The organism is Aquabacterium sp. (genome assembly GCF_049274795.1).
Taxonomy (GTDB): Bacteria; Pseudomonadota; Gammaproteobacteria; order Burkholderiales; family Burkholderiaceae_C; genus Aquabacterium.
Genome location: NZ_JBASTH010000097.1, coordinates 1 through 19,283 on the forward strand (window position 1 = coordinate 1; position 19,283 = coordinate 19,283).

The following is a 19,283-nucleotide window of genomic DNA, read 5'->3' on the forward strand; positions in this document are numbered from 1 at the left end:
ATGCTGAGCACACGGTCCACGGTGGCGGCGCTGGCGATGCTGAGCACACGGTCCACGGTGGCGGCGCTGGCGATGCTGAGCACACGGTCCACGGTGGCGGCGCTGGCGATCGAGTCCTTCAGGGCCAGCGCCAGTTCGGAGTCGGTGAGGGATTCCAGGCTTTCCAAGGCCTTGCGGCGGATCTCGCGAGATACCTTGATCTGCTCGATCAGGGGAATGGTCTGCATGGTTGCTCCGGTGGGTTGAATAGGTGCCGGCATTTCTGGCCAGCCGGCAAGGCGATCACCCGCCCGGAGATCGATGACAGCGTCGGCCGTGGTGGCCAGGGCGGGGAACTCGGTGGGCCGCCGGGTGGCGGCGCGAAACGACCTCAGCCCTGGGAGGCTTCGGTGGCCTGTTCGGTGGCCGGCGTTGCCTTCGCGTCGGTTGACGGCTCCGGCTTGGTCTCTTCGAGAAGGACCCGCAGCAGTTCCTTGGCGGAGCTCCAGCGGTGCATGACCACGAGGGATTCTTCACTGGTGAAAGGCACCTCGCGACGAGTCAGGTCTGCAATCTGCACATCGGCCTCGTAGATCTTCTGGCGCACGACAGGGATCAGCTCGGAGGCCAGTTGGCGCCGCGCTTCCGTGGCGCGAGCCGCTTCCTTCTCTGGGTCGAGGCCAAGTGCCTTCAGCAGCTTGCCGGCGGGCGAGACGGTGTTCTCTGAGCTGATGTGGTGGAAGCTGACGGACGCGCCTGCGGCCTCGGCGCTGTCCAGTAGCTTGACGAGTTCAGGGGGAAGGATGCTTTTGAGAGTGGCGTTCATGGTGATGGTCAGTTGGTGGTGGAGGGAAGGGAAAAGCGGCGCCGGGCGTGACTCCGGCTATGGCGCGGAACGGTGTTGACGACTCAGGGAGGGGGATTGCGCTTCACGTGGACGGCCCACGACCGCGAAAACTGGTCAGTCCAGGGACTGCTGAGGGTTGCTGGCCGCGGCGCTGCGGCGGCGCCCGCCGCCAGCGGGTGCGCCAGCCGGGGAATTGGCTTGCTGCTGGCTCGCGCCGGACTGCAGTTCGCCTTTGCGGCGGCGGAAGATGTTGAGCAGGGTGGCCGCCGCGTCATCGCTGATCACCTGGTCGCGCTGCAGGCCGGAGATCTCATCGGCCATGACATCGAGGGTGTCCTCGCTGGTGCACTTCTCCAGGCGCTCCGCGAAGGCGTCGAGGTCGAACGCGGGCGTAGCCTGCTGATTGGTCTGAGCGGGCTTTGCCTGTCCAGCCTGTCCGGCAGCTGGCTCGCTGGGCGCCTGGCCAGCTCCGACAGTGGAGTACTCGCGTTGCTCTTGGCCCGTGGACAGGCCCGCCTGAGAAAGCGTGGTGGATGGCGAGTGCGTGAGGACGCCATCGCTGTCGACATGGCGCATGCCGTCGCGCAGGGTCTCAGTGGTCACGGTGTAGGTGCCATCGGATCGCACGTCGACCACGTCGGCCAATTCTTCGCTGGTGCGGCCCATGCCCATCACGATGTCTGGAGCGTGGATGCGGCCGAAGAAGGCGCCGGCCCGGTACTGGAGCATCAAAGCCTTCATTTCGGTCTGCCACTTGGAGCCGGATTTGCCATACCAGCCCTCTTCCACTGCTAGCTTCAACGACACTGGAGCCGATTCGATGACGGGCAGATTTGCGGCGCGAGCCTGGTCCAGGGTGTAGATCGATGCCGGGATAGGGGCTCCCTTGGGCAGCGTCCAAGCGATGCAGACCTCGTCTTCGATGTTCACCTCCACATCCACGAAGTCGAAGCCGCCTTTGGCCTTATTCCAACCCTGCTTCTCGCGGTATTTCGCTGTGATGGGGCCACGCTTCTTGATGTCGAAGCGCAGAGGATGAAATCGACCGCTGGCGTTGATGGCTGCAATGACGAACTGAGCCGACCACGACAGACGCCCTTCGATCACGTTGGCGTTCTGCATCACGGCAGTGATGCTCATGCCCACTGCGCGAGCTGTTTCAATGGCCACCAGGCAGTTCCCGATGGCTGATGGGTTCTCGACCCACACGTCGCCATCGCGGCTCTTCTTGAGGACCTGCAGACGGAATGCTGCTGGCACTGCATCTGCGCTTGCGTAGGCGGAGGCGATACGCTGCGCGAGCACGAAGCCGCGCTCGGTGAACATGTCGATGGCCTGGTCTGGGGCCTGTGCTTGCTGCGGCGGTTTGCGCAGTTCGGAGACGGTGGTCAGTGCGTTCATGATGGTCGGCTTGTGGTTGAAGGTGGTGGGGTTAGTTGCCGGTGGCTACTGCTTTGCCGGTACTGCTGGCTGCCAGCGGGGTTGGCCCCGTAGAAGGTGAAGGTGCTGGTGGGTCATCGACCGCGAAACCGACAGATCTGCCAGCGCGCGCAGTACCTGTCGGAGCACAGGATCGATTTCGTGTTTGGCGGGAACAGGCCGGTGCGGAACATCGCGGCGGCGTACTGGATCAGGCCGGGCGAGTCCTCGTCGCCGACCATCACGCTCTTGGCGTCCACGACAGGCGAGATGTCGATGACGGGCTTGCCCGATGTCTTCATGCCGAGGATCTGGGAGCCGGCGGTGTTGATCTGCCGGTCCTGCTCGTACATCACCTGATAGGTGCCCAGCTGGGGAAGGTGGGGGGTGGTTTTGACCTGGCCGTCCTCGATGGCACGCGCGCCGGTCTTCACGTCGGTGATGACGTGGCCACTGCCGCACATCGCCACGCGGGCACGGTCCATGCTGCCCGTGAGGCGGACAAGGATCCCGTTGCCGCAGACGATCTCCAGCGGCTTGAGCTTCGCTTCCACGTCAACGAAGGTGAACTGCGGAGCGATGTCGAAGCAGTAGGACGTGGTGAGCTTCAGGCCGATGCTCTCTGCTTCCTTGACCGTGAGGTCATCCACGCCGAGGTCGACCTCTGCGTCAGGCGAGCGAAGCGCATCCACGAAGACGCCGGCAGCATCGTCGGGGGTGATTGGGGTGTTGCCCGGCAGGCGGCCGATGTCGAATGCTGCGGTGCCTGCGTGGATCGCGGTGCCCAGCTGAGCGCGCAGGCCAGATGGCTTGCGCAGCTTCATGATGTGCACGCCCTCCCACGCATGGGCGCAGTCGAAGAGGCTGCCCCACGAGCTGGCGCGCACGGTGAATGGCTGGTTGGCCATCATGCTGCCTCGCCCTCCAGCTGGTCGAGTGGCATGACACGGACGCGGCCACCCAGGCCGGCGCGATCCATGCCATCGGCGCTGTGGTCGATGGTCGAGCCGCCGACGCGTTCGAAGGTCTCGCTGGTGCCGTCGGGGCGGGTGATGCAGATGCGCCAGCGTTGTTGGCCGGTGCGCTTGGCCAGGCCTGCCAGGAAGTGCACGGCCTCTTGGGCGGCGACGTGGTGATGCTGCTGTTTCATTGCAGGGCTCCCTTAAAGAAGTCCCACACGCCCGACCAGCCGCCCGCGGCGCGGTGCATGTCTGCGAGGAGCAGGACGATGGTGCCCACCGTGACGGCGGACCACAGCGCGGCGATGACCTTGATCCAGAAGACGAAGGCCTTCGTCTCGCGCACGAAGTGCTCCACCTCGCCAGGAGCGAAGCGGATGGTGGTGGGGGTGGTGCTGCTGGTGCGCTTCATGGCGGGCGCCTCAGTAGCCGAGCCAAAAGCGCAGCTGGTCCATCGTGCGCACCACGGCAATCTCGGTTTCGAGCGTGCGGGTGCCGTCGTCACGCAGGACAGACACGTCGCCGAACACGGCCACGTCGCCTTCTTCCTCGCGCAACTCGGCGTGCACGTGGTGCTGCTTGGCGAACTGGATCAGAGCGCGGTTCGTGACGGCGTCGGCCGCCTGCAGGCTGCGGTGTGCGAGGGCGCTCATTGCGGCAGACCTCCGCCCGACACCGACTTGCCGTTGAGGTCGCGGATTTGCTCCAGCAGGATGGTGATCTTGTTTGCCTTGGCGACGATGGCCTCACAGAGGCGCGTCATCTCGGCCTGCGAGATGTCGGCGGCAACGATGCGTGCCTGCATAGCAACGATCTGGACGTTCAATAGGCTCACGCGCGCCAACTTGGCCGAGATGACGTGTCGCTGTTGGATGGACCTGCTCATGCAGCACCCCCGGCCGTGCCGATGTCACCGGTGCTCAGGTCCAGGCGCAGCGATGCGATGCGCTCAGCGTCAGCGCGCTGGCAGGAGGCCTTGTGGCTCTCGCGGGCAAGCACGGTGAAGCGCTCCAACGCTTCCGCGCTCACGTCGCGGGTGATGTTGAAGGAGCTGGGACGAGGCGTCTGGATCACCACGGCCGTGACGGTGGGCTTGCTGTCGATCAGCATCCACTCGACCAGGGCCGGGGCCTCGCCTACGAAGCTGCGGAACGTGTTGAGCTGTTCCATCAGGCCACCACCGGCGCCGCCTTGGGCGTGAACTTGTGGCCCTCGGGGGCGTGCTGGTTCCAGATCTCGCCGGTGGGGTCCAGCTCGCGGCGTGCGGCCGTGATCTGTGCGAAGTTGTCGCGACCACGGCGGTAGGCGTTGCCGTCATCAGCGTGCGCGAAGGCCCAGTCGTGCCCGGCGAGGGCCTTCTTGTAGGCCTCCACCATGCCGGCGCGTGCTTGCGCCGGTGCGTTCGCGATGCCCCCCAGGGCCTGTGCCAGCACCGGCGGGATGCCGGAGAAGGCCTGCTTGTCGTGGTCCATTTTTCACCCGTCGTTTGAGTAGACGGATGAACTGTAGCGGACGCTCCAGATTTATGCAAGAGCAAACGCTACAGTTTTTTGCGGCGCCAGGAGATGAGGGGCTTGTAGGGGGCTTCCAGCAAGATCAAACCTCCCCTACGCTGCTGACAATTGCTGAAAACAGATGGGGGATGAATGGTTGAAGCGCCTTTGATCGTGTGGGTGATTGGATCGATCGGGATCGTGCTGGTTTGCTTCTTCGTGGGGGCTGCTGCTGTGTCGTGGAGGGACCCAGAAGCTCCGAAGATCGACCCGCTCGCCGGGCTACGCTGGATCGCGCGCATCGGCCAATCGATCGCCCCATTCGCGGCTTGGGCCGCTGCGTTCATCTATGTCGTCGTTTTTGTTCCCAGCTCTATCTATGGCCTGGTACACCAGTTCGGTGTCGGTGGAGCAACTGGCGCCCTTATTGCGGGGGCTGTGTTTGGGTCCGCGGCACCTCTTGTCCTTGGAGGGTATTTCATCGCGGCAGACAGTTGGGGTCTGTCATGGTTCGGGGCACTTCTTTACTTGGCGCCTTCATTGTATTTCGCGGTTCCCAGGACTAGGTTCAGTCTTTTGTCTTGGGCTTTAAATGAGCATGCAAGACTCAAAGCACTACCACAACAATCTCCTGCGCCCCGCATCGAGACTCCGATGATTCGCGCCGCCCGACCAAAGGCCGTCGCAGCGCCACTTATGCGAAATAGGCGGCGGGGCCTGCGGCGGATTCTGCGAGCCAGATATGGTGTGGCAATCGCGTGTAGCGCGGCGTGCGCGCTAGTTGCCGTTGCCGGCTATTGGATTGGGCACCCTTGGACCTACGCCCAGTGCACGTGGGACGCGTCGAAAAGAACTACGGCAACTGGTGTGCGCGTCGCCGTCCAAGCCTGTGATGATGCATTCCCAGATCGCGGGCTATCGCCTCATTGATTCCGAATGAGAAGGCATGCGACCGCGACGGCCGATAAGTTGATACATGACCACGGCCAAAATATCGACATCGGACGTGTCTACCTTGGAATCGAAGCCAGGTTGATTTACTTCGATGTATGAGCCCCCAGCCATCGACTGTATGTAGCGCCCTGGAAATTCAAGGTCTATCCGTTTGGCTCTGCATATAACTATATCGTTCGGCAGTGGCGAAGTCTCATATTCAACCACAACAATGTCCCCTTGATTTAATTCAGGGGCCATCGAATTATCCGGCCACGTTAATCTTCTCGCTCTATGCCCAACGTCGTCTGGTAACGTTAAGGCGTCAAAACGGCTTCCTCGGTACTGCTCCATATCTACTCCCTGGCCCCAACTCACGGCTGGAACTGTTATTCCGTGATTTGTATCACGCGGAGTGGATTTGGATAAAGCGGGAAAAGACAGCTCTTTTGACCCTTTAGAGGGCGGCGCAGTACGAGCTTCCTGAGCTAGAGCCTGCCGGTTGGCATCGAACCAGCCCTTCAACTCGGCCCGTAGCCCTTCAATCTCTCGCACCCTGTCCTCATCAATGGGGCGGGAGCCACGCTCGCTTGCGTCCTTCAGCAGTTGCCCCACGTAGCTGCCATCCTTGAGCGGCTGCCCGTCTTTGTTCCGCATCAGTCGCGCCAAAACGACGTTCTTGCCATCGAAGAATTGATCGATGGCTTCGCGTAGGCGGTGCTTGCGGAAAGCTTGGATAGATGCCGAGTCCATGCGTTGGACTGTAGCAACCGCTTCAAGAGCAATTGCTCCTTGCAAAGCTGGAGCGGATGCTACAGAATCATGCTCCATGGACTTGGCTACCTACTTCAAATCGCCGGGTGCTATGACTGTCGCGGAGCTTGCAACGGCCGCCGGCATCAAGCACGTGGCCCAAATCAACCAGTGGCGAAACCCAGCGTTTGGGCGCCGCCCTGGTTACGAGCATGCCGCCGCCGTTGAGCGTGCGACCAAGGGGGCCTGCACCTGCGAAGAGCTGAATAGCAGCTTGCCTTGGCGCCGCATGCCCGACCGAGAGTGGCCGTGGCACCCCGAAGGCAAGCCATTGATCGACCCGCTCCTGGCCGAAGCTGAGCAGCTGGCCGAGGAGGTCAGCCAATGACGCTCCAGGAATACGGATGGGCGCTGCTGGCGGCAGTAGCTCTCGGCGTAGCCGCGGACCTCGTGCTGCGAGTCCTATCGACGTGGCGGGTCCAGCGAGCGAAGCGCAACGAAGACGCCGCACGCAACCAAAGCCATGCCGGGGTACTTGAACGCCGGAATCGTGGCCAGGCCAGCAAGGGCGAGAAGGGCGGCAATGCCTAACCAAGTCCAGTTCGGTTTCATGGTCCGGTCCTTCGGTGATGGTTGGGGTCAGAGCCGCCATCGTAAGCCGCTGGACCGGGCCACCACTGCCCCGGAGGTCATCCATGAATGACCTCGCGTATTGCCGCGGACGGTTCGACCCTGCCTGCCCTCGCCGCAACCCGAAACCTCGCGCAGGGAAGGGCGTGACGATCGCCCGTGTGCGCAGGCGAGCGGTGCTGGCCTGGCTGCGTGCCAATCCGAGCAATCCAGATGGCACGCCGCTCATCGAAGCAGCACCCGAGACAAGTGACTTCGAGGTCTCCATCTCGCCTGAAATGCATGAGATGCTCGAAGGCATGCGGGAGGCTATGCGTCGCCTGCAAGGCCTCCCGGGATCAGACGGAAGGCAGCCCGTGCGCTGGTCGGATCTGCAGGCCTGGGGTGAGGAAGCTGCACGGAACGAATCGGCAGCCCCTCGAACGGCGGAGCCATTGCCGCCAGTAGCTCGCGTGCATGCGCCGCAAACACCGGGTCGATATCCAGCTCCTCGCGCTTCAGCGTGGCTTGCAGGTCTCGTGTCAGCTCCCCGAAGGTGCTTGGCATGGCTGCTCGGAGGTAGTTCATGAGCAGGAACAGCAAGTCGCGCGTTGCAGCAAGCTCCTTCGCTAACCCGGCCTGGGCTTCCAGCACCTGTTTCAGCAGGTCGTCGTTCATGGTGGTCCCCATCGTGGTGGGAGAGGTTGTGGAATCCCAATCCTGCCACGGTGGTGGACTGCCACCACTCCATCACGAGCGTCCCTGGGCGCATCGCTCCGGCATTGCCGCGCGCTCGCGATCCGACCCATCCAGAACAACGCGGCGCCGAAGACCGCGCGCCTCCCGCTCCATCTGCAGCGCTGCCCCGAGCAGCGCTTGATTGATCACATCGCGCACCGAGGCACAGACCTTGAGGTGCTCGCTATAGGGGTTGAAGTTCATGGACCGCAAACGCACTGCGTCACTGCTCCTGCCGCCCAGCACGGGCGTGCTTGAAATTGACATCGAAGACCAGGCCCACGCTGACGCTTCGTTCTCCATCCTCGACAAGATCATCGGCAAGTGCGACACGGACTTCGATTTCCGTGTGCAGGGCGATCTTCTTCAGGCTTTCTGCCGCGCTGCCCGAGAGAAGGGCGCCCCGAGCGCTGGTGCTCGGTTGCGGCATCTGATGGCCCTCGATTGCTACGGCGAATCTGGTGTTGCCAGTATGGTCACGCAGCACCTGTCGCGCAGCGGGATCGTTGCCGCCAACCCCATCCCGGCGGATGTCCGGGCAAAAGGGTGAGGGCAGGGCATGTCACGCACCTTTGGCGCCCTGAACAAGACCGATCCCGTGTGGCTCACGCCCATGGCCACGCAGGTACCTGCCTGCTACACGCCCGAGGCCTGGGCCAACTACCTGCAGAGCGTGCGCGACGAAGCCCAGGACGATGAAGTCCTGCGTGCACGCCTGCGCCGTGGCCAGGTGCCCGACTACTGCGCCGACTGCACCCGTGGCCACCAGCGCCGCATGGTGGCTGCCGGCAAGTGTGCACCGCCGGTGGAAAACACGCCGCCCATGCTGCCGATCGAGGTGGCCGCATGACGTCGCAACTGCACTCACCGGGTGGCTATTGCGAGGGCAAGGCCTCGTTCGACAGCTACAGCCTGGCCGCCCGCGTCTGCCGCGATCGGGCCCGGGGCCGCCGCCAGCAGAAGCGCCAGGCCTACCGCTGCGAGACCTGCGGAAAGTGGCACCTCGGCGCGACCGATGCCATGCGGGGGCGCCGTCGATGAACGCATTGACCACCACCCCTAAGGCGCTGCCTGCCATTGCTCTCCGAGCAGCCGAGGTACTTGAACAAAGTGCCCATGACCTTAGGTTAGCTCACACCATCGGCGACCGATGGGACGGCACTGAACCAGAGGTTGAGGCCGCATACAACGAGGAACTGAGCCTTGCAGCCGGACTCAAGACGGTCGCTGCGCTTCTGGACTCTCTCGCCTCTGCGGGTGGGGTGGAGGTGGTTGGTGCATTGAAGTACGCACGCAAGAAGCCTGCACTGCGCGCGCTGGACTTTGGCGTCGGCATATCGACAAGCGAGCGCGCCAACGGCTGGGCATCTGACCCACTGGTCCGCCAGTCCGACCACCTCGCCGCCCTCACCAAAGAGCGGGAAGTGGCGGATGGGTTGGCTGCTGCTCTGGAGGCTGTCATCCGCGTGGCCGACCGCAAGACCGACGAGTTCGATCAAGCCCGCCAAGCCCTCGCCGCCCACCGCGAATCAAGGAGCAGCAAGTGAGCGCAGAACAAGCCTACCTGGGCACCGTGGCGCGCCTTCAAGAACTCGCGTCACGCTGCCCACACGTCGATCAGCAATGGGTGCTGCAGGTTGCATCCATGGATCCGGACGACATGCGCGCCCGACTGATTCGGAGCCATGACTGGCACGGGCATTACCACCACAGCCTTGATGGCATCCCGGAAATCCAGGCCATGCCCGGCGGCGGCATTGATGGCTGTCGCACACACAAGGAAGTGCGCGCCATCGTCATGGGCCTTCTCTCCGCCCTTGAAGCGGCGCAGAGGGATGCAGGTCGGTATCGGTGGCTGGTTGAGCGCTTCGGCCAAACCAAATTGCCGGTCTTTCTTGAGTTCGGCATTCCAAGCGGCTACATCGAGGACGGCAAGGCCTCAATCGATTCCGTCATCGACGCAGCCATCGAGGCCGCGAAGGAGTGGTGATGCCCATCGACATCTATGCAGTCCGTCGCGACAAGTTCGAGGCCGAAGAATCCGGCGGCCTTGCGGCTCCCTGCTGCTGGTGCATTCACCGGCACGGAAGCGACAAGGACGAACCATGCCGCACCTGTGACCACAACTGCAACTCAGTGCCAGACGAGGACCAACCGCAATGACCACCCCCACCAAGGCCGCAGAGCTGGCCTCACTCGCCGCCGAGTTCAACCGCCACTTCACGTCGGCCAACAGTGCGGCCCCGAATGCTCGAATCAGCGTGCCCACCGCCGAGTGGCAGCAACTCTATGCAGCCCTCCTCCGCGCCAGCGAGGGGCGGGTGCCGGAGGGGTGGCGCCTTGTGCCCGCCGAGGCCACGCAAGAGATGTGCGCGGCCGCCGTCAAGTTCGCCAATGGTGATGCCGTCTACAAGAACGTGACTGCAAAGGTACTGGAGATCGAGGAAGGCATCTACGGCGAGGCATACGAGGCCATGCTCACCGCCGCACCCCACCCTCCCGCGCAGCAGGCAGAGAAGGTGCTGGGCCGCGATTCGATCAGCATGCCTCAGTACTGGAGCGTGGATGTGACCGTCGATGGCGAGAGCATCGTGTCGATTGGCCATGAGCACCTGTCAGGATCGCGCGCATTGGACGAGCGGGACGAGGAAACGATCAAGGGCGCCGCGCAGCATCTGCTCTCCTTCGTGGGCTACGGCTTGCCGCCTTGCACGTTCGATCCGGACGATGGCTCCTCCCCACCCCCGCATAAGGCAGAGGGGGCAGAGCAATGAGCATCGTTGCAAACCTACTCATCCTGGTGCTGAACCTCGGCGTTCTTAGTCTGAGCATCAAACTCTATACCGAGATCCTGAAGGACAAGAGTCAGGATGCACGCACCAGCCGCAAGACTGCCACCACCAAGGAGCCCAGCGCATGACCGCCAAGGTTTTGAAGGTCAAGCACTGCCGCACCCACGACGGCAAGCCGCTGGCATCCATTGATGGCCTGCCTGGCGACATGGCGGACCTACAACCGGCTCAGTTGCGCGCCTACGCAGCAGTGATGCAGAGGATTGCCGACGACTGCGAAGCACGCCCTATGGGGCCTCGCACCTACCGCGAGCTGAGCGTCAAGTACACGGTAGACGCCTAAACCACAAACACGAGGTTCTATGACCAACCATAGCAACACCCAGGCCGCCTTGCGCGATGCATTGCAAGCATGCGTTGATGCCTACGACGCCAACATGGCTGCGACGGGCGAGATGATGCGTGCGGCAGGAGTGACGCAGATCACCCTGCCCGAAAGCGCAGGCCAAGCTGCAAGCAAGTCGCAAGCAGCGGTAGAGCATGCCCGAGCGATCCTTGCCGCCCAGCCCACCCCCGAGCCGGTGGCGCAGGCCAACGCAGATAGACACGCACTGACAGATCTTCGCCGCGTTATGCACGGCTGGCATGAACGTGCTGTAGCCCTCGGGGCGGACGGCGTGAATGACGTCTTGCACGCTGCTGAAGTCGCCAAGAAGCGGAGCGAACTTCGCACCGTGGACGGGTTCATCAGCGATTGGAAGCTCCCGTATCCCGCCCCATCTCCGGTGGCGCTGCAGGGGCGGGATGAGGCCTTGCAGGCTGTGCGCAAAGCAGCCATCCGAGCCATTGGTGCATGGTCGGGTGTTCGCGGGGGAGACATCGATGCGTCCGCATGCGATGAAGCCAACAAGGTCGAACAGGAACTCTGGACGGCCTTGGAAGTCGCCCGCGCCTACCAGTCATCGCAACAGGCGACGACTGCAGGCCTCGAAGCAGCGAATGGGCACCTCACGACCCTGCTGAACGAGTGCGCGCCCATGCTCGCGGATATGCGCAAGCTGGTCAATGACCTGCACGCGCACTGGAGCCCAGGAGGCATGCCTGAGCGTGGCGAGTATCCACTGCTTGATCGTGTGGACGATTGGCTCGCTGGTCGCCCACCTGAGATGCTGTCGGCCTCCCTGCCAGCGGGCGGGGTGGTGGAGCCCTTGAGCGCAACCGTCGAACGCAAGCTGCGGTCCCTGATGTCGGCGGTGAACAGTTACGAGAAGGCAACGGGCATCGGTGGCGCCTACGCCGAGACGGTGCAATCCGCGTGCAACTCGCTGTTGCGTGAGGTCGGATCGTCGGTCAAGTTCGGTGCTGGGCTCGAAAACCCGCACATGGCCGCCACCCCACAGCCCTCGGAGGCACAACCCGAGGACGCGCCGCGCTTCGACGTCACGCTGACTGAAGAAGAGGCTGGATTCCTGCGTGACACGCTCGGCACCGAAGACGACGCCACACCCATCCGGATGCTGACTGGCCATGGCCACAGCGGTTACGGCCTGTACCTGGCCGAGGCCGAAGTGCAGGAAGAAGGCGCCAGCCTGCTCAAGGCGATGCCCGAGCCCTCGGAGACACAGGGGCGCACGCAGATGACGCGCCAGCAGGTCGATGACCTGATGACCAAGCACTTCCCGCTGGACAGCTTGATCAAGGAGAACGTGGACATCTTCGAGCAGGCCGTGCGCGACGTCGAAGCCCACCACGGCATCCCAGCATCCCATCAGGATGAGGGAGGCGCGACAGTATGAGCCTTCGAATCGCGCCGGTCACCCTTGACCAAGCAAATGCCTTTGTGGCGCGTCTCCACCGCCATAACAAGCCGGTGACAGGTTATCGCTTCGCTGTCGGTTGCGAAGCCCAGACGCGCCTGTTGGATGGTCCTGAGTGGGTTCTGTGCGGCGTCGCCATCGTGGGCCGCCCGGTGTCACCGAAACTTGATGATGGCCGTGCAGCCGAGATCACCCGCTTGTGCACGGACGGCACGGCAAACGCCTGCTCGATGCTGTACGCCGCCGCCCGTCGAGCAGCTCGCGCCATGGGGCTCGGACCGGTCTACACCTACACGCTTCCAACCGAAGGCGGCGCCAGTCTACGTGCGGCTGGTTTCCACCTAGACAAGACCGATGCGGGCGGACCGGCGCGCTTATGGCAGAACCGACCTGGGCGGACTGTTGCCCCCGTTGGTGACGATCTCTTCGGTGGCAAATGGCGCTGGACCGACCAGCCACTGGCCGCCACCCAGCCAGATGGAGGGCAGCCATGAGCGACCGCGAACTGCTTGAACAAGCGGCCCGGGCTTACTGGGCTCAAGAACTGGCCGATGACGAGGTGTCGATCCGCTACGGCGAAGAGGACGAAGCCATCGAGATGGCCTATGAAAACGTCCTGGCCGAGGCCAAGGGCGCCATCAAGGGCGTGCGCCGCCCGACAGTCACCAAGGCGCGCAAATGAGGATCCGCCATGGAAGTCTTAGAGCGCCAATCCGAATTTCTTTCCTCCGTCGAGTTGCACGACCTGACGGGTTCCAAGCCATTCTGGTGCCGTCCCTGGCCGGGCCAGGCTTCCCCTATGAGGTCTGGGCCCACGACGACAGCGGCCTGGGCGTCATCAGCGCGGTGGAGGTGGCCAGCGAAGGCGCCGGCCTGCCCGTGCTGGGCCCGGCCTTCCACCTGAGCGTGTCGGCCTTTGGTGAGCGCTGCAGCAGTGCCGACGCGCTGTGGACCCTGGGCCAGTTCGGCCTGACCGATGCACTCGAAGACAACCACGTGCCCAGCGGCAAGGTCCGCCACTTCTGGCGCTACGTGGCCGACAACTTGTCCGGCTACGAGTGCCCCTGTGTAGATTCCGAGCCCGCGATCCGAGAGGACAAGGGCGATTTCGTCTGGCGAGGAGCCCCACGATGAACGAAGTCCTGCAGCCGGGCACGATCCCGGCCAACGCGCTGGCCGCCCTGGCGCTCATCTACCCCGAGCATGTCACCGAGGGCGGCCTGCTCGAAGCCATCGGCCAGCCCGACTTTGACGAACTGCCCACGGTCATGACCCTGTCCGTCACGATGGGCTACGTCGTGCGTGAGCTGAAGGCCGGCGGCTGGGTGTGGCGCGCGACCGCCGAAGGTGTGGCAGTGCTCGCTGAGCAGCCCGATGCCGCCGAGAAGCCTGGGCTGTCGCCCATGCAGCGGATGACCCAGGCCGCGGCTCGGAAGCCCCCGGTGGCCACAGCCAAGCAGGAGAAACAGCTACCCGTGGCAAAGGCCAAAGAGGCGCCGGCTCCAGCAGCCCCGGCCGGCAACGCCGATGCCAGTCTCGCCGGCAAGCCTGCGCTCCCCGACAGCGACCAGGCCGCGCTGGATGCCATTCCGCCCCTGGCCGACGTCAATCCTGCCTCCCTTGGCGTGGCCGTGATCGATCACGAGCCAGTCCGCACGCTGTCAGACAAAGAGGTCCAGGCTGTTCTTGTGCACAGCTCAGCGAGGACAGGCGGCGGAGTACTTGCAGCCTGCTCCTTCCACTTCGACTGCGCCCTGTCCGCCAACGGCGTGCTGCGCATCGAGCAGGACGACCAGAGCATCGATATCAAGGTCGAGAACGCCCGCAAGCTGCTGCGCTACCTCGACCGGATCCGGCCGGAGGAAGACGCGGCATGACCGTTCAGGCTTCCTTCTTCGATGGTGGCCGCCGTCTGCAGATGACCGAGAGCATCGAGCTCACGGTGCACTCGCTGCAGGCCTACGGGCCCGACCACGACCACTGGGGCATCGCCTGGTCAGGTGGCAAGGATTCCACCACGGTCCTGACGCTGGTGATCTACCTGCTCCAGACAGGCCGAATCAAGCCGCCCAAGACCCTCACGGTCTTCTATGCCGACACACGCCAGGAACTGCCGCCGCTGGCCATCGCCGCCCAGCTGATCATTGACGAGCTGCGTGAGCGTGGCATCCAGGTGGATGTGGTCTGTGCCCCCCTGGACAAGCGCTTCATGGTGTACATCCTGGGTCGAGGCGTGCCACCTCCCAACAACAACACCCTGCGCTGGTGCACCAGGCAGATCAAGATCGATCCCATGGAGGAGGCGCTGCGCCAGCGCCTGGACACCCTCCAGGGCAACATCCTCATGATCACCGGGGTTCGCCAGGGTGAAAGTGCCATCCGTGATCAGCGCATCGAGATGAGCTGCGGCAAGGACGGGGCCGAGTGCGGCCAGGGCTGGTACCAGAAGGTGCTGCCGAACGCACGCGGCCTCCGCGGCCGCATCGCGACCCTGGCGCCTGTACTGCATTGGCGCGTTTGCCACGTGTGGGAATGGCTCAAGCACTGGGCCCCCACCATCGAGTTCGGCGACTGGTCCACAGCGGCGATCGCGGACGCCTATGGCGGCGACGAGGCCGAGGAGATCAACGCCCGGACGGGCTGCGTCGGGTGTCCCCTGGCCAGCGAGGAAAAGGCGCTGGAAACGGTGCTACTGTCACCTCGGTGGGCCTACCTCGCCCCGCTGCGCGGCATCAAGCCGCTGTGGCGTGAACTGCGCGAGCCACAGCTGCGCCTGAAGAAGGCAGGCCTGGAACGGCTCAAGGACGGCAGCATCGCCAAGAACCCTCAGCGCATGGGCCCCATCACCCTGGAAGCCCGCCTGAGCGCGCTGGAACGCGTGCTGTCCATCCAGGCAGAGTGCAACGAGGCGGCTGACGCCCTCGGGCGCCCCCGGATCTCACTGATCAACCTCGAGGAGGAGGCGCGCATCCGTGCACTGATCGCAGCCGAGACCTGGCCGGATGGCTGGGAAGGCGATGAGCCGACCGGCGACACCGTCATGGAGACCGTCTACCAGAACGGCGTCGTGCAGCCCCTGCTGTTCAGCGCGGAGGAGGTCGGTTGAACTACTACGAGCACCACATCCGCGACTACGACACGGCCACAGCGCACCTGTCGTGGGAGGAGGATCTGGCCTATTCGAGGCTGCTGCGGTGGTACTACCGCAAGGAACAGCCCATCCCCGCTGACGTGAGGGAGGCGTGCCGCCAAGTGCGTGCCGTCACCAAGGCCCAGCGCGACGCCGTGCAGGCCGTGCTGGACGAGTTCTTCGAGCTGCGGGATGACGGTTGGCACAACGAGACATGTGATGCCGTCATCCAGGCCTTCCAGGATGGCGAGCCCGAGCGCGAGATCAAGAAGGCGAACGAAGCGAACAGGCTCAGCAAGCACCGCAAGGAGCGCGCCGACCTGTTCAAGGTCATCACGGATGCCGGCGAGCACGCTGCCTGGAACATCGGCATCGCAGATCTGCGGGCTATGGCCAAGCGCATCCAGAACCCGAAGCCGCCGAAACCGCCTGATCCTGCAACGCTTTCAGCAACGCAACCTGCAACGGCAACTGCAACGCCTGCAACGGCTACCCAGACACCACTCCCCAATACCCAGTACCCAATACAAGAGAAAGGGCGGGGACTTTCCAACGATGGGCCACCTGCAACGGCACCCACGCCCCCACCCCCAGCGCCACCGCCAGACGAGGAGCCGCCGCGCCAGGTCACACCCGCAGGGGCCATCTGCATGGCGATCAAGGCCGAGGGGATCGCCGATGTCTCGCCTGACCACCCGGACCTGCTCGCGCTGATCGCGTTGGAGGTGCCCGTGGGCGAGTTCATCACGGCAGCGCAGCACGCCCGCAAGGTCGAGAAGCCCAACTTCGCCTACGTGCTGGGCACGGTCAAGGGCCGAAGACGCGATGCAGCCCGCACCGCTGCCACGGTGCCAGGTGGGGCCATGGCGGCCCCACCACCCCAGGAGACCCCAAGGGCTCGCCACGCCCGCGAGCGCGTGGCCGAAGCCGCAGGGGTCTATGCCCACCACATCGCAGTACCTGCACCCGGCACGTCCGGGCAGCTCTCCATCGATGACGACGAGGTGATCCGTGTCCACAACCCAGCCCTCACAGACGACCGCTGACAGCGACGCTGCGCAGACCATCGCGCAGCTCGTCGATGCCGTGTTCTCCGCCTGCATCCTGCGCTACGGCCAGGCCTACTTCCTTTCCCGCTGGGAAGGGCTCAAGCTGCCCGCCGTCAAGGCCGACTGGCGGCGCGTGCTCGAAGGGCTCGAGCGCAACCCGCGCGCCGTGCGCTACGCGCTGGCCCACCTGCCGGCCAAGCCCCCCACGGCCAGCGAGTTTCGGCAGATCGCGTCCGAGTGCCCCGAGCCCCGGCCCGCATGCCTGTCCTGGGAGCCCAAGCACGACCCGGCCCGCATCGCTGCCGCTCAGCAGCAGGTGGCCCGCGCCCGCGCTGAACAGCGCATGCCGGCAGATCCGCTGGCCCGGGCCCGCGACCTGCGTCGCCGCGAAGGGGAAGGGGAGCGCCTGAGCCTCAGCCAGAAGGAGTACTGGCGCAAAGCGCTGGCCCGCGAGATCGCTGCCGAACGCTCAGCGCAGGAGCAACCGCGGTGAAAGGCTGCGCCCTCTGCGGATCCCCGCACCACGAGCGCAGCAGCTGCCCGTGGGCCAAGCGGGTCATCCCCTCAGCGCGCATCCGCATCGAGCCCTACGACGGCCACGACCGCATGGTCGCCTGCCGCGATTGCCACCGGCGGTTCAAGTGCCGCCTGTACGTGCCCCACAACGCCCACCTGCTGCAGCACTGCAGCGCCTTCACACCCACCACCTGATGACCACCACCACAGCCATCACCTTCACCGTGCCCGGCGTGCCACAGGGCAAGGGCCGCCCCCGGCATGTCCAGCGCAAACGCCGAGACCCGAGCAGTGGCCAGTTGGTCGCCTACCAGGCAACCATCACTCCGGAGAAGACCATCGCCTACGAGAAGACGATCAAGGACGCTGGCGAGCGCGCCATGGCCGGCCGCCCCCTCATCCTCGGCGCCGTGGTGCTGGTCATGTCCGTGCACATGCCAATCCCCGAGAGCTGGTCCAAGAAGAGGCGCGCCGAGGCCGCTGCGGGGAAGATCTACCCGAAGGTGAAGCCGGACCTGGACAACGTCGAGAAAGCCATCTGCGACGGCCTCAACGAGGTCGTGTGGAAGGACGACGTTCAGGTGGTTGATGTGGTCAAGCACAAGCGCTACAGCGATACGCCCCGCGTCGAGGTCGAAATCGAGCCCCTGGAGTTCGTATGAGCCAGTCCAACAACCTTCGCCACTTGCCCTTCGGGTCGATGCAGCAGGCGCTGGATGACGCGGCTCCTCCGTGGTTCAAGTTGGGCGTACCGGTTGAACGTGATCCCCTTGACCGCCTCGCCGACGAAGTAGCCGCCATGCGCGACGAGATCCGCGCTCTCCGCGCTGAGCAGGGCCTGAGCACCGTCATCGTTACCGGCCGCGAAGCCGTCGCCGCCTTCCAGGCCCTGTCCAGCTCCGCAACCCCCAGGAGATAGCACCTTGACCGTCGTTGCATGGGATGGCCACACCCTGGCCGCAGACAAGCTAGCCGTCTACGGCGAGTCGCGCCACCGCGTCACGAAGATCCATCGCGTGCGTGGTCACCTAGTCGGCTTTTCCGGTGACCTAGACCGCATGCAGAACGTGCTCACCTGGTTCGAGAGCGGTGCGGTGGCCGCTGATTTCCCGAAGGTCGCCGTCGAAGAGATCTGCGGCACCTTGCTCGTCATTACGCCCACCGGCGAGGTGCTTACCTACGAGCGTAGCCCCAGGCCAATCAGGCTGGAACAGACCAGGGTTGCCATCGGCAGCGGCCGCGAGTTCGCCATGGGCGCGATGTACCAAGGGGCGGACGCCATCCAGGCTGTACGGGTGGCCATGGCCCTGTGCATCTCCTGCGGCGAGGGCTACGACCACCTCACCCTGGAACAGGACGGTGAAACACAACCTGCCTGTAACACCCCCGCTGTAACACCCCAGGTAACAACATGATCAAAATCGGCAAGGACGACCGGCTCACCACGGCCGAACGCTATGCCAGAGCCACCGGCACCACCGACCTGACGGCTCACACAGACACGCGCTGCGACGCCGATAAGCTGCTGGCCGCCGGCTACGCCACCCAGGGCGACCCCCGCAAGAGCCTCGCCCTCAAGCTCTACCGCATGGGTCAGACCGGCGACATGCAGGGCCTGCACGATGCGGCCAACGCCATGGACGGCTGGCTCAAGGACTACTGCTCTCGCAAGGGCCGTAAGCCCATGCCCCCGGCCTCACGCCAGGCCCTGGTGCTCAGCACCCTCCAGTGGTGGCTCAAGCCCGTCTGCGAGTTCTGCGACGGCCGGATGTTCGAGCTGGTGCCGCGCGCCGATGGCGAAGAGGGCGGGGCGCAGGCGCTCAGCACGAAGGCCTGCAGCGCGTGCTTCGGCACCGGCAAGCGGCCCTTGGCCAAAGTCGTGCCCGGCTCCTTCGAGCGCCATGCCCAGTACCTGGCCGACGAGCTGGATCGCCTGGTGGTTCAGGTGACGGGCGACATGGCCAGGCGGCTGGCCGACTCCGGAGTACTTGACCTATGACACAGCCCGCGCGCAACGATTTCCACCACAGGGCCACGATCCTCCGTGTCCCGCGCTGGCGCGCTGCTGAGAGGCGCATCAGGGCACTGGAGGAGGCGATTCTCACGACGCGCCCACCTCGGTGGTTCTCGGTGCACGTCAGGGTCACGCGCGGAGGGTGCGGCTGGTTGCACCAGTGGGTGCACATCACCGTCAACAGCAACAGCGCTGCGTTCTGCACCGACTTCCTCATCCAATGCGAAAGGCTGAT

37 protein-coding genes are annotated in these 19,283 nt (G+C 64.5%); 23 read left to right on the forward strand and 14 right to left on the reverse strand.

Features of this window, described 5'->3' with window-relative positions:
* The 12 genes from WAQ08_RS15915 to WAQ08_RS15970 form a co-directional block, all read right to left on the reverse strand.
* On the reverse strand, positions 1-227 hold a 227-nt coding region (locus WAQ08_RS15915), incomplete at its 3' end, for a hypothetical protein (protein WP_422192835.1).
* A gap of 143 nt (positions 228-370) precedes the next feature.
* Entirely contained in the window at positions 371-805 is a 435-nt protein-coding gene (locus WAQ08_RS15920; protein WP_422192837.1) for a hypothetical protein, read from the reverse strand.
* A gap of 135 nt (positions 806-940) precedes the next feature.
* Positions 941-2,227 carry a hypothetical protein gene (locus WAQ08_RS15925; RefSeq protein ID WP_422192838.1) on the reverse strand — a complete coding sequence of 429 codons (1,287 nt, stop codon included), beginning with the start codon at positions 2,225-2,227 and terminating at the stop codon, positions 941-943.
* 113 nt (positions 2,228-2,340) lie between these two features.
* On the reverse strand, positions 2,341-3,156 hold the full coding sequence (locus WAQ08_RS15930; RefSeq protein WP_422192839.1) for a PD-(D/E)XK nuclease family protein: 816 nt from the start codon (positions 3,154-3,156) through the stop codon (positions 2,341-2,343).
* Positions 3,153-3,395 (reverse strand): hypothetical protein, encoded by a 243-nt coding sequence (locus tag WAQ08_RS15935; RefSeq protein ID WP_422192841.1) that lies wholly within the window; start codon positions 3,393-3,395, stop codon positions 3,153-3,155. The genes WAQ08_RS15930 and WAQ08_RS15935 overlap by 4 nt, the downstream gene beginning before the upstream one ends.
* The gene (locus WAQ08_RS15940; protein ID WP_422192843.1) at positions 3,392-3,616 is read right to left on the reverse strand and encodes a hypothetical protein; all 225 of its coding nucleotides are present in this window, start codon (positions 3,614-3,616) and stop codon (positions 3,392-3,394) included. The genes WAQ08_RS15935 and WAQ08_RS15940 overlap by 4 nt, the downstream gene beginning before the upstream one ends.
* A gap of 10 nt (positions 3,617-3,626) precedes the next feature.
* Positions 3,627-3,857 carry a hypothetical protein gene (locus tag WAQ08_RS15945; protein ID WP_422192844.1) on the reverse strand — a complete coding sequence of 77 codons (231 nt, stop codon included), beginning with the start codon at positions 3,855-3,857 and terminating at the stop codon, positions 3,627-3,629.
* Positions 3,854-4,009: a hypothetical protein gene (locus WAQ08_RS15950; protein ID WP_422192846.1), complete on the reverse strand. Its 156-nt coding sequence runs from the start codon at positions 4,007-4,009 to the stop codon at positions 3,854-3,856. Before WAQ08_RS15950 ends, WAQ08_RS15945 begins: the two co-directional genes overlap by 4 nt.
* Positions 4,010-4,086: 77 nt before the next feature.
* Complete coding sequence (locus tag WAQ08_RS15955) at positions 4,087-4,374, reverse strand: hypothetical protein (protein ID WP_422192847.1); 288 nt, start codon at positions 4,372-4,374, stop codon at positions 4,087-4,089.
* On the reverse strand, positions 4,374-4,676 hold the full coding sequence (locus WAQ08_RS15960) for a hypothetical protein (RefSeq protein ID WP_422192849.1): 303 nt from the start codon (positions 4,674-4,676) through the stop codon (positions 4,374-4,376). Before WAQ08_RS15960 ends, WAQ08_RS15955 begins: the two co-directional genes overlap by 1 nt.
* Before the next feature lie 68 nt (positions 4,677-4,744).
* Positions 4,745-5,044: a hypothetical protein gene (locus WAQ08_RS15965; RefSeq protein ID WP_422192851.1), complete on the reverse strand. Its 300-nt coding sequence runs from the start codon at positions 5,042-5,044 to the stop codon at positions 4,745-4,747.
* Between the two features lie 568 nt (positions 5,045-5,612).
* Positions 5,613-6,461, reverse strand: coding sequence for a S24 family peptidase (locus WAQ08_RS15970; RefSeq protein WP_422192852.1), 849 nt, complete (start codon positions 6,459-6,461; stop codon positions 5,613-5,615).
* Between WAQ08_RS15970 and WAQ08_RS15975 the strand changes: the two genes are divergently transcribed.
* Positions 6,460-6,771 (forward strand): hypothetical protein, encoded by a 312-nt coding sequence (locus WAQ08_RS15975; protein ID WP_422192854.1) that lies wholly within the window; start codon positions 6,460-6,462, stop codon positions 6,769-6,771. The two genes, WAQ08_RS15970 and WAQ08_RS15975, sit on opposite strands and share 2 nt — an antisense overlap.
* Complete coding sequence (locus WAQ08_RS15980; RefSeq protein ID WP_422192855.1) at positions 6,768-6,974, forward strand: hypothetical protein; 207 nt, start codon at positions 6,768-6,770, stop codon at positions 6,972-6,974. Before WAQ08_RS15975 ends, WAQ08_RS15980 begins: the two co-directional genes overlap by 4 nt.
* A gap of 348 nt (positions 6,975-7,322) precedes the next feature.
* Here WAQ08_RS15980 and WAQ08_RS15985 read toward each other — a convergent pair whose 3' ends face one another.
* Together WAQ08_RS15985 and WAQ08_RS15990 are read right to left on the reverse strand one after the other, a co-directional pair.
* A complete protein-coding gene (locus WAQ08_RS15985) occupies positions 7,323-7,670 on the reverse strand; it encodes a hypothetical protein (protein ID WP_422192857.1) in 348 nt (115 codons plus the stop codon).
* Between the two features lie 72 nt (positions 7,671-7,742).
* Entirely contained in the window at positions 7,743-7,934 is a 192-nt protein-coding gene (locus tag WAQ08_RS15990) for a hypothetical protein (protein WP_422192859.1), read from the reverse strand.
* Between WAQ08_RS15990 and WAQ08_RS15995 the strand changes: the two genes are divergently transcribed.
* From WAQ08_RS15995 to WAQ08_RS16095, 21 genes are all read left to right on the forward strand, one after another.
* Positions 7,933-8,280 (forward strand): hypothetical protein, encoded by a 348-nt coding sequence (locus WAQ08_RS15995; RefSeq protein ID WP_422192861.1) that lies wholly within the window; start codon positions 7,933-7,935, stop codon positions 8,278-8,280. The genes WAQ08_RS15990 and WAQ08_RS15995 overlap by 2 nt on opposite strands.
* A gap of 9 nt (positions 8,281-8,289) precedes the next feature.
* Complete coding sequence (locus WAQ08_RS16000; RefSeq protein WP_422192862.1) at positions 8,290-8,580, forward strand: hypothetical protein; 291 nt, start codon at positions 8,290-8,292, stop codon at positions 8,578-8,580.
* Positions 8,577-8,771: a hypothetical protein gene (locus tag WAQ08_RS16005; protein ID WP_422192863.1), complete on the forward strand. Its 195-nt coding sequence runs from the start codon at positions 8,577-8,579 to the stop codon at positions 8,769-8,771. Before WAQ08_RS16000 ends, WAQ08_RS16005 begins: the two co-directional genes overlap by 4 nt.
* A complete protein-coding gene (locus tag WAQ08_RS16010; protein WP_422192864.1) occupies positions 8,768-9,277 on the forward strand; it encodes a hypothetical protein in 510 nt (169 codons plus the stop codon). Before WAQ08_RS16005 ends, WAQ08_RS16010 begins: the two co-directional genes overlap by 4 nt.
* Complete coding sequence (locus WAQ08_RS16015; protein WP_422192865.1) at positions 9,274-9,720, forward strand: hypothetical protein; 447 nt, start codon at positions 9,274-9,276, stop codon at positions 9,718-9,720. Before WAQ08_RS16010 ends, WAQ08_RS16015 begins: the two co-directional genes overlap by 4 nt.
* A gap of 169 nt (positions 9,721-9,889) precedes the next feature.
* Positions 9,890-10,504, forward strand: coding sequence for a hypothetical protein (locus WAQ08_RS16020; RefSeq protein WP_422192866.1), 615 nt, complete (start codon positions 9,890-9,892; stop codon positions 10,502-10,504).
* A complete protein-coding gene (locus WAQ08_RS16025) occupies positions 10,501-10,650 on the forward strand; it encodes a hypothetical protein (RefSeq protein ID WP_422192867.1) in 150 nt (49 codons plus the stop codon). The genes WAQ08_RS16020 and WAQ08_RS16025 overlap by 4 nt, the downstream gene beginning before the upstream one ends.
* Positions 10,647-10,865: a hypothetical protein gene (locus tag WAQ08_RS16030; protein ID WP_422192868.1), complete on the forward strand. Its 219-nt coding sequence runs from the start codon at positions 10,647-10,649 to the stop codon at positions 10,863-10,865. Before WAQ08_RS16025 ends, WAQ08_RS16030 begins: the two co-directional genes overlap by 4 nt.
* A gap of 19 nt (positions 10,866-10,884) precedes the next feature.
* Positions 10,885-12,318, forward strand: coding sequence for a hypothetical protein (locus tag WAQ08_RS16035; RefSeq protein ID WP_422192870.1), 1,434 nt, complete (start codon positions 10,885-10,887; stop codon positions 12,316-12,318).
* A complete protein-coding gene (locus tag WAQ08_RS16040) occupies positions 12,315-12,833 on the forward strand; it encodes an XF1762 family protein (protein ID WP_422192871.1) in 519 nt (172 codons plus the stop codon). The genes WAQ08_RS16035 and WAQ08_RS16040 overlap by 4 nt, the downstream gene beginning before the upstream one ends.
* On the forward strand, positions 12,830-13,021 hold the full coding sequence (locus WAQ08_RS16045; protein WP_422192873.1) for a hypothetical protein: 192 nt from the start codon (positions 12,830-12,832) through the stop codon (positions 13,019-13,021). Before WAQ08_RS16040 ends, WAQ08_RS16045 begins: the two co-directional genes overlap by 4 nt.
* Before the next feature lie 86 nt (positions 13,022-13,107).
* A complete protein-coding gene (locus tag WAQ08_RS16050; RefSeq protein WP_422192875.1) occupies positions 13,108-13,473 on the forward strand; it encodes a hypothetical protein in 366 nt (121 codons plus the stop codon).
* Positions 13,470-14,216 carry a hypothetical protein gene (locus WAQ08_RS16055; protein WP_422192877.1) on the forward strand — a complete coding sequence of 249 codons (747 nt, stop codon included), beginning with the start codon at positions 13,470-13,472 and terminating at the stop codon, positions 14,214-14,216. Before WAQ08_RS16050 ends, WAQ08_RS16055 begins: the two co-directional genes overlap by 4 nt.
* Positions 14,213-15,445 (forward strand): phosphoadenosine phosphosulfate reductase family protein, encoded by a 1,233-nt coding sequence (locus WAQ08_RS16060; RefSeq protein WP_422192879.1) that lies wholly within the window; start codon positions 14,213-14,215, stop codon positions 15,443-15,445. Before WAQ08_RS16055 ends, WAQ08_RS16060 begins: the two co-directional genes overlap by 4 nt.
* On the forward strand, positions 15,442-16,515 hold the full coding sequence (locus tag WAQ08_RS16065; RefSeq protein ID WP_422192881.1) for a YdaU family protein: 1,074 nt from the start codon (positions 15,442-15,444) through the stop codon (positions 16,513-16,515). Before WAQ08_RS16060 ends, WAQ08_RS16065 begins: the two co-directional genes overlap by 4 nt.
* Positions 16,481-17,011: a hypothetical protein gene (locus WAQ08_RS16070; RefSeq protein ID WP_422192882.1), complete on the forward strand. Its 531-nt coding sequence runs from the start codon at positions 16,481-16,483 to the stop codon at positions 17,009-17,011. The genes WAQ08_RS16065 and WAQ08_RS16070 overlap by 35 nt, the downstream gene beginning before the upstream one ends.
* Positions 17,008-17,229 (forward strand): hypothetical protein, encoded by a 222-nt coding sequence (locus WAQ08_RS16075; protein ID WP_422192883.1) that lies wholly within the window; start codon positions 17,008-17,010, stop codon positions 17,227-17,229. Before WAQ08_RS16070 ends, WAQ08_RS16075 begins: the two co-directional genes overlap by 4 nt.
* Entirely contained in the window at positions 17,229-17,696 is a 468-nt protein-coding gene (locus tag WAQ08_RS16080; protein WP_422192885.1) for a RusA family crossover junction endodeoxyribonuclease, read from the forward strand. Before WAQ08_RS16075 ends, WAQ08_RS16080 begins: the two co-directional genes overlap by 1 nt.
* Positions 17,693-17,953, forward strand: a complete 261-nt coding sequence (locus WAQ08_RS16085; protein WP_422192886.1) for a hypothetical protein — start codon at positions 17,693-17,695, stop codon at positions 17,951-17,953. The genes WAQ08_RS16080 and WAQ08_RS16085 overlap by 4 nt, the downstream gene beginning before the upstream one ends.
* 4 nt (positions 17,954-17,957) lie before the next feature.
* Positions 17,958-18,449, forward strand: coding sequence for a hypothetical protein (locus WAQ08_RS16090; RefSeq protein ID WP_422192888.1), 492 nt, complete (start codon positions 17,958-17,960; stop codon positions 18,447-18,449).
* On the forward strand, positions 18,446-19,033 hold the full coding sequence (locus WAQ08_RS16095; protein ID WP_422192890.1) for a hypothetical protein: 588 nt from the start codon (positions 18,446-18,448) through the stop codon (positions 19,031-19,033). Before WAQ08_RS16090 ends, WAQ08_RS16095 begins: the two co-directional genes overlap by 4 nt.
* The last annotated feature ends 250 nt before the right edge of the window (positions 19,034-19,283 follow it).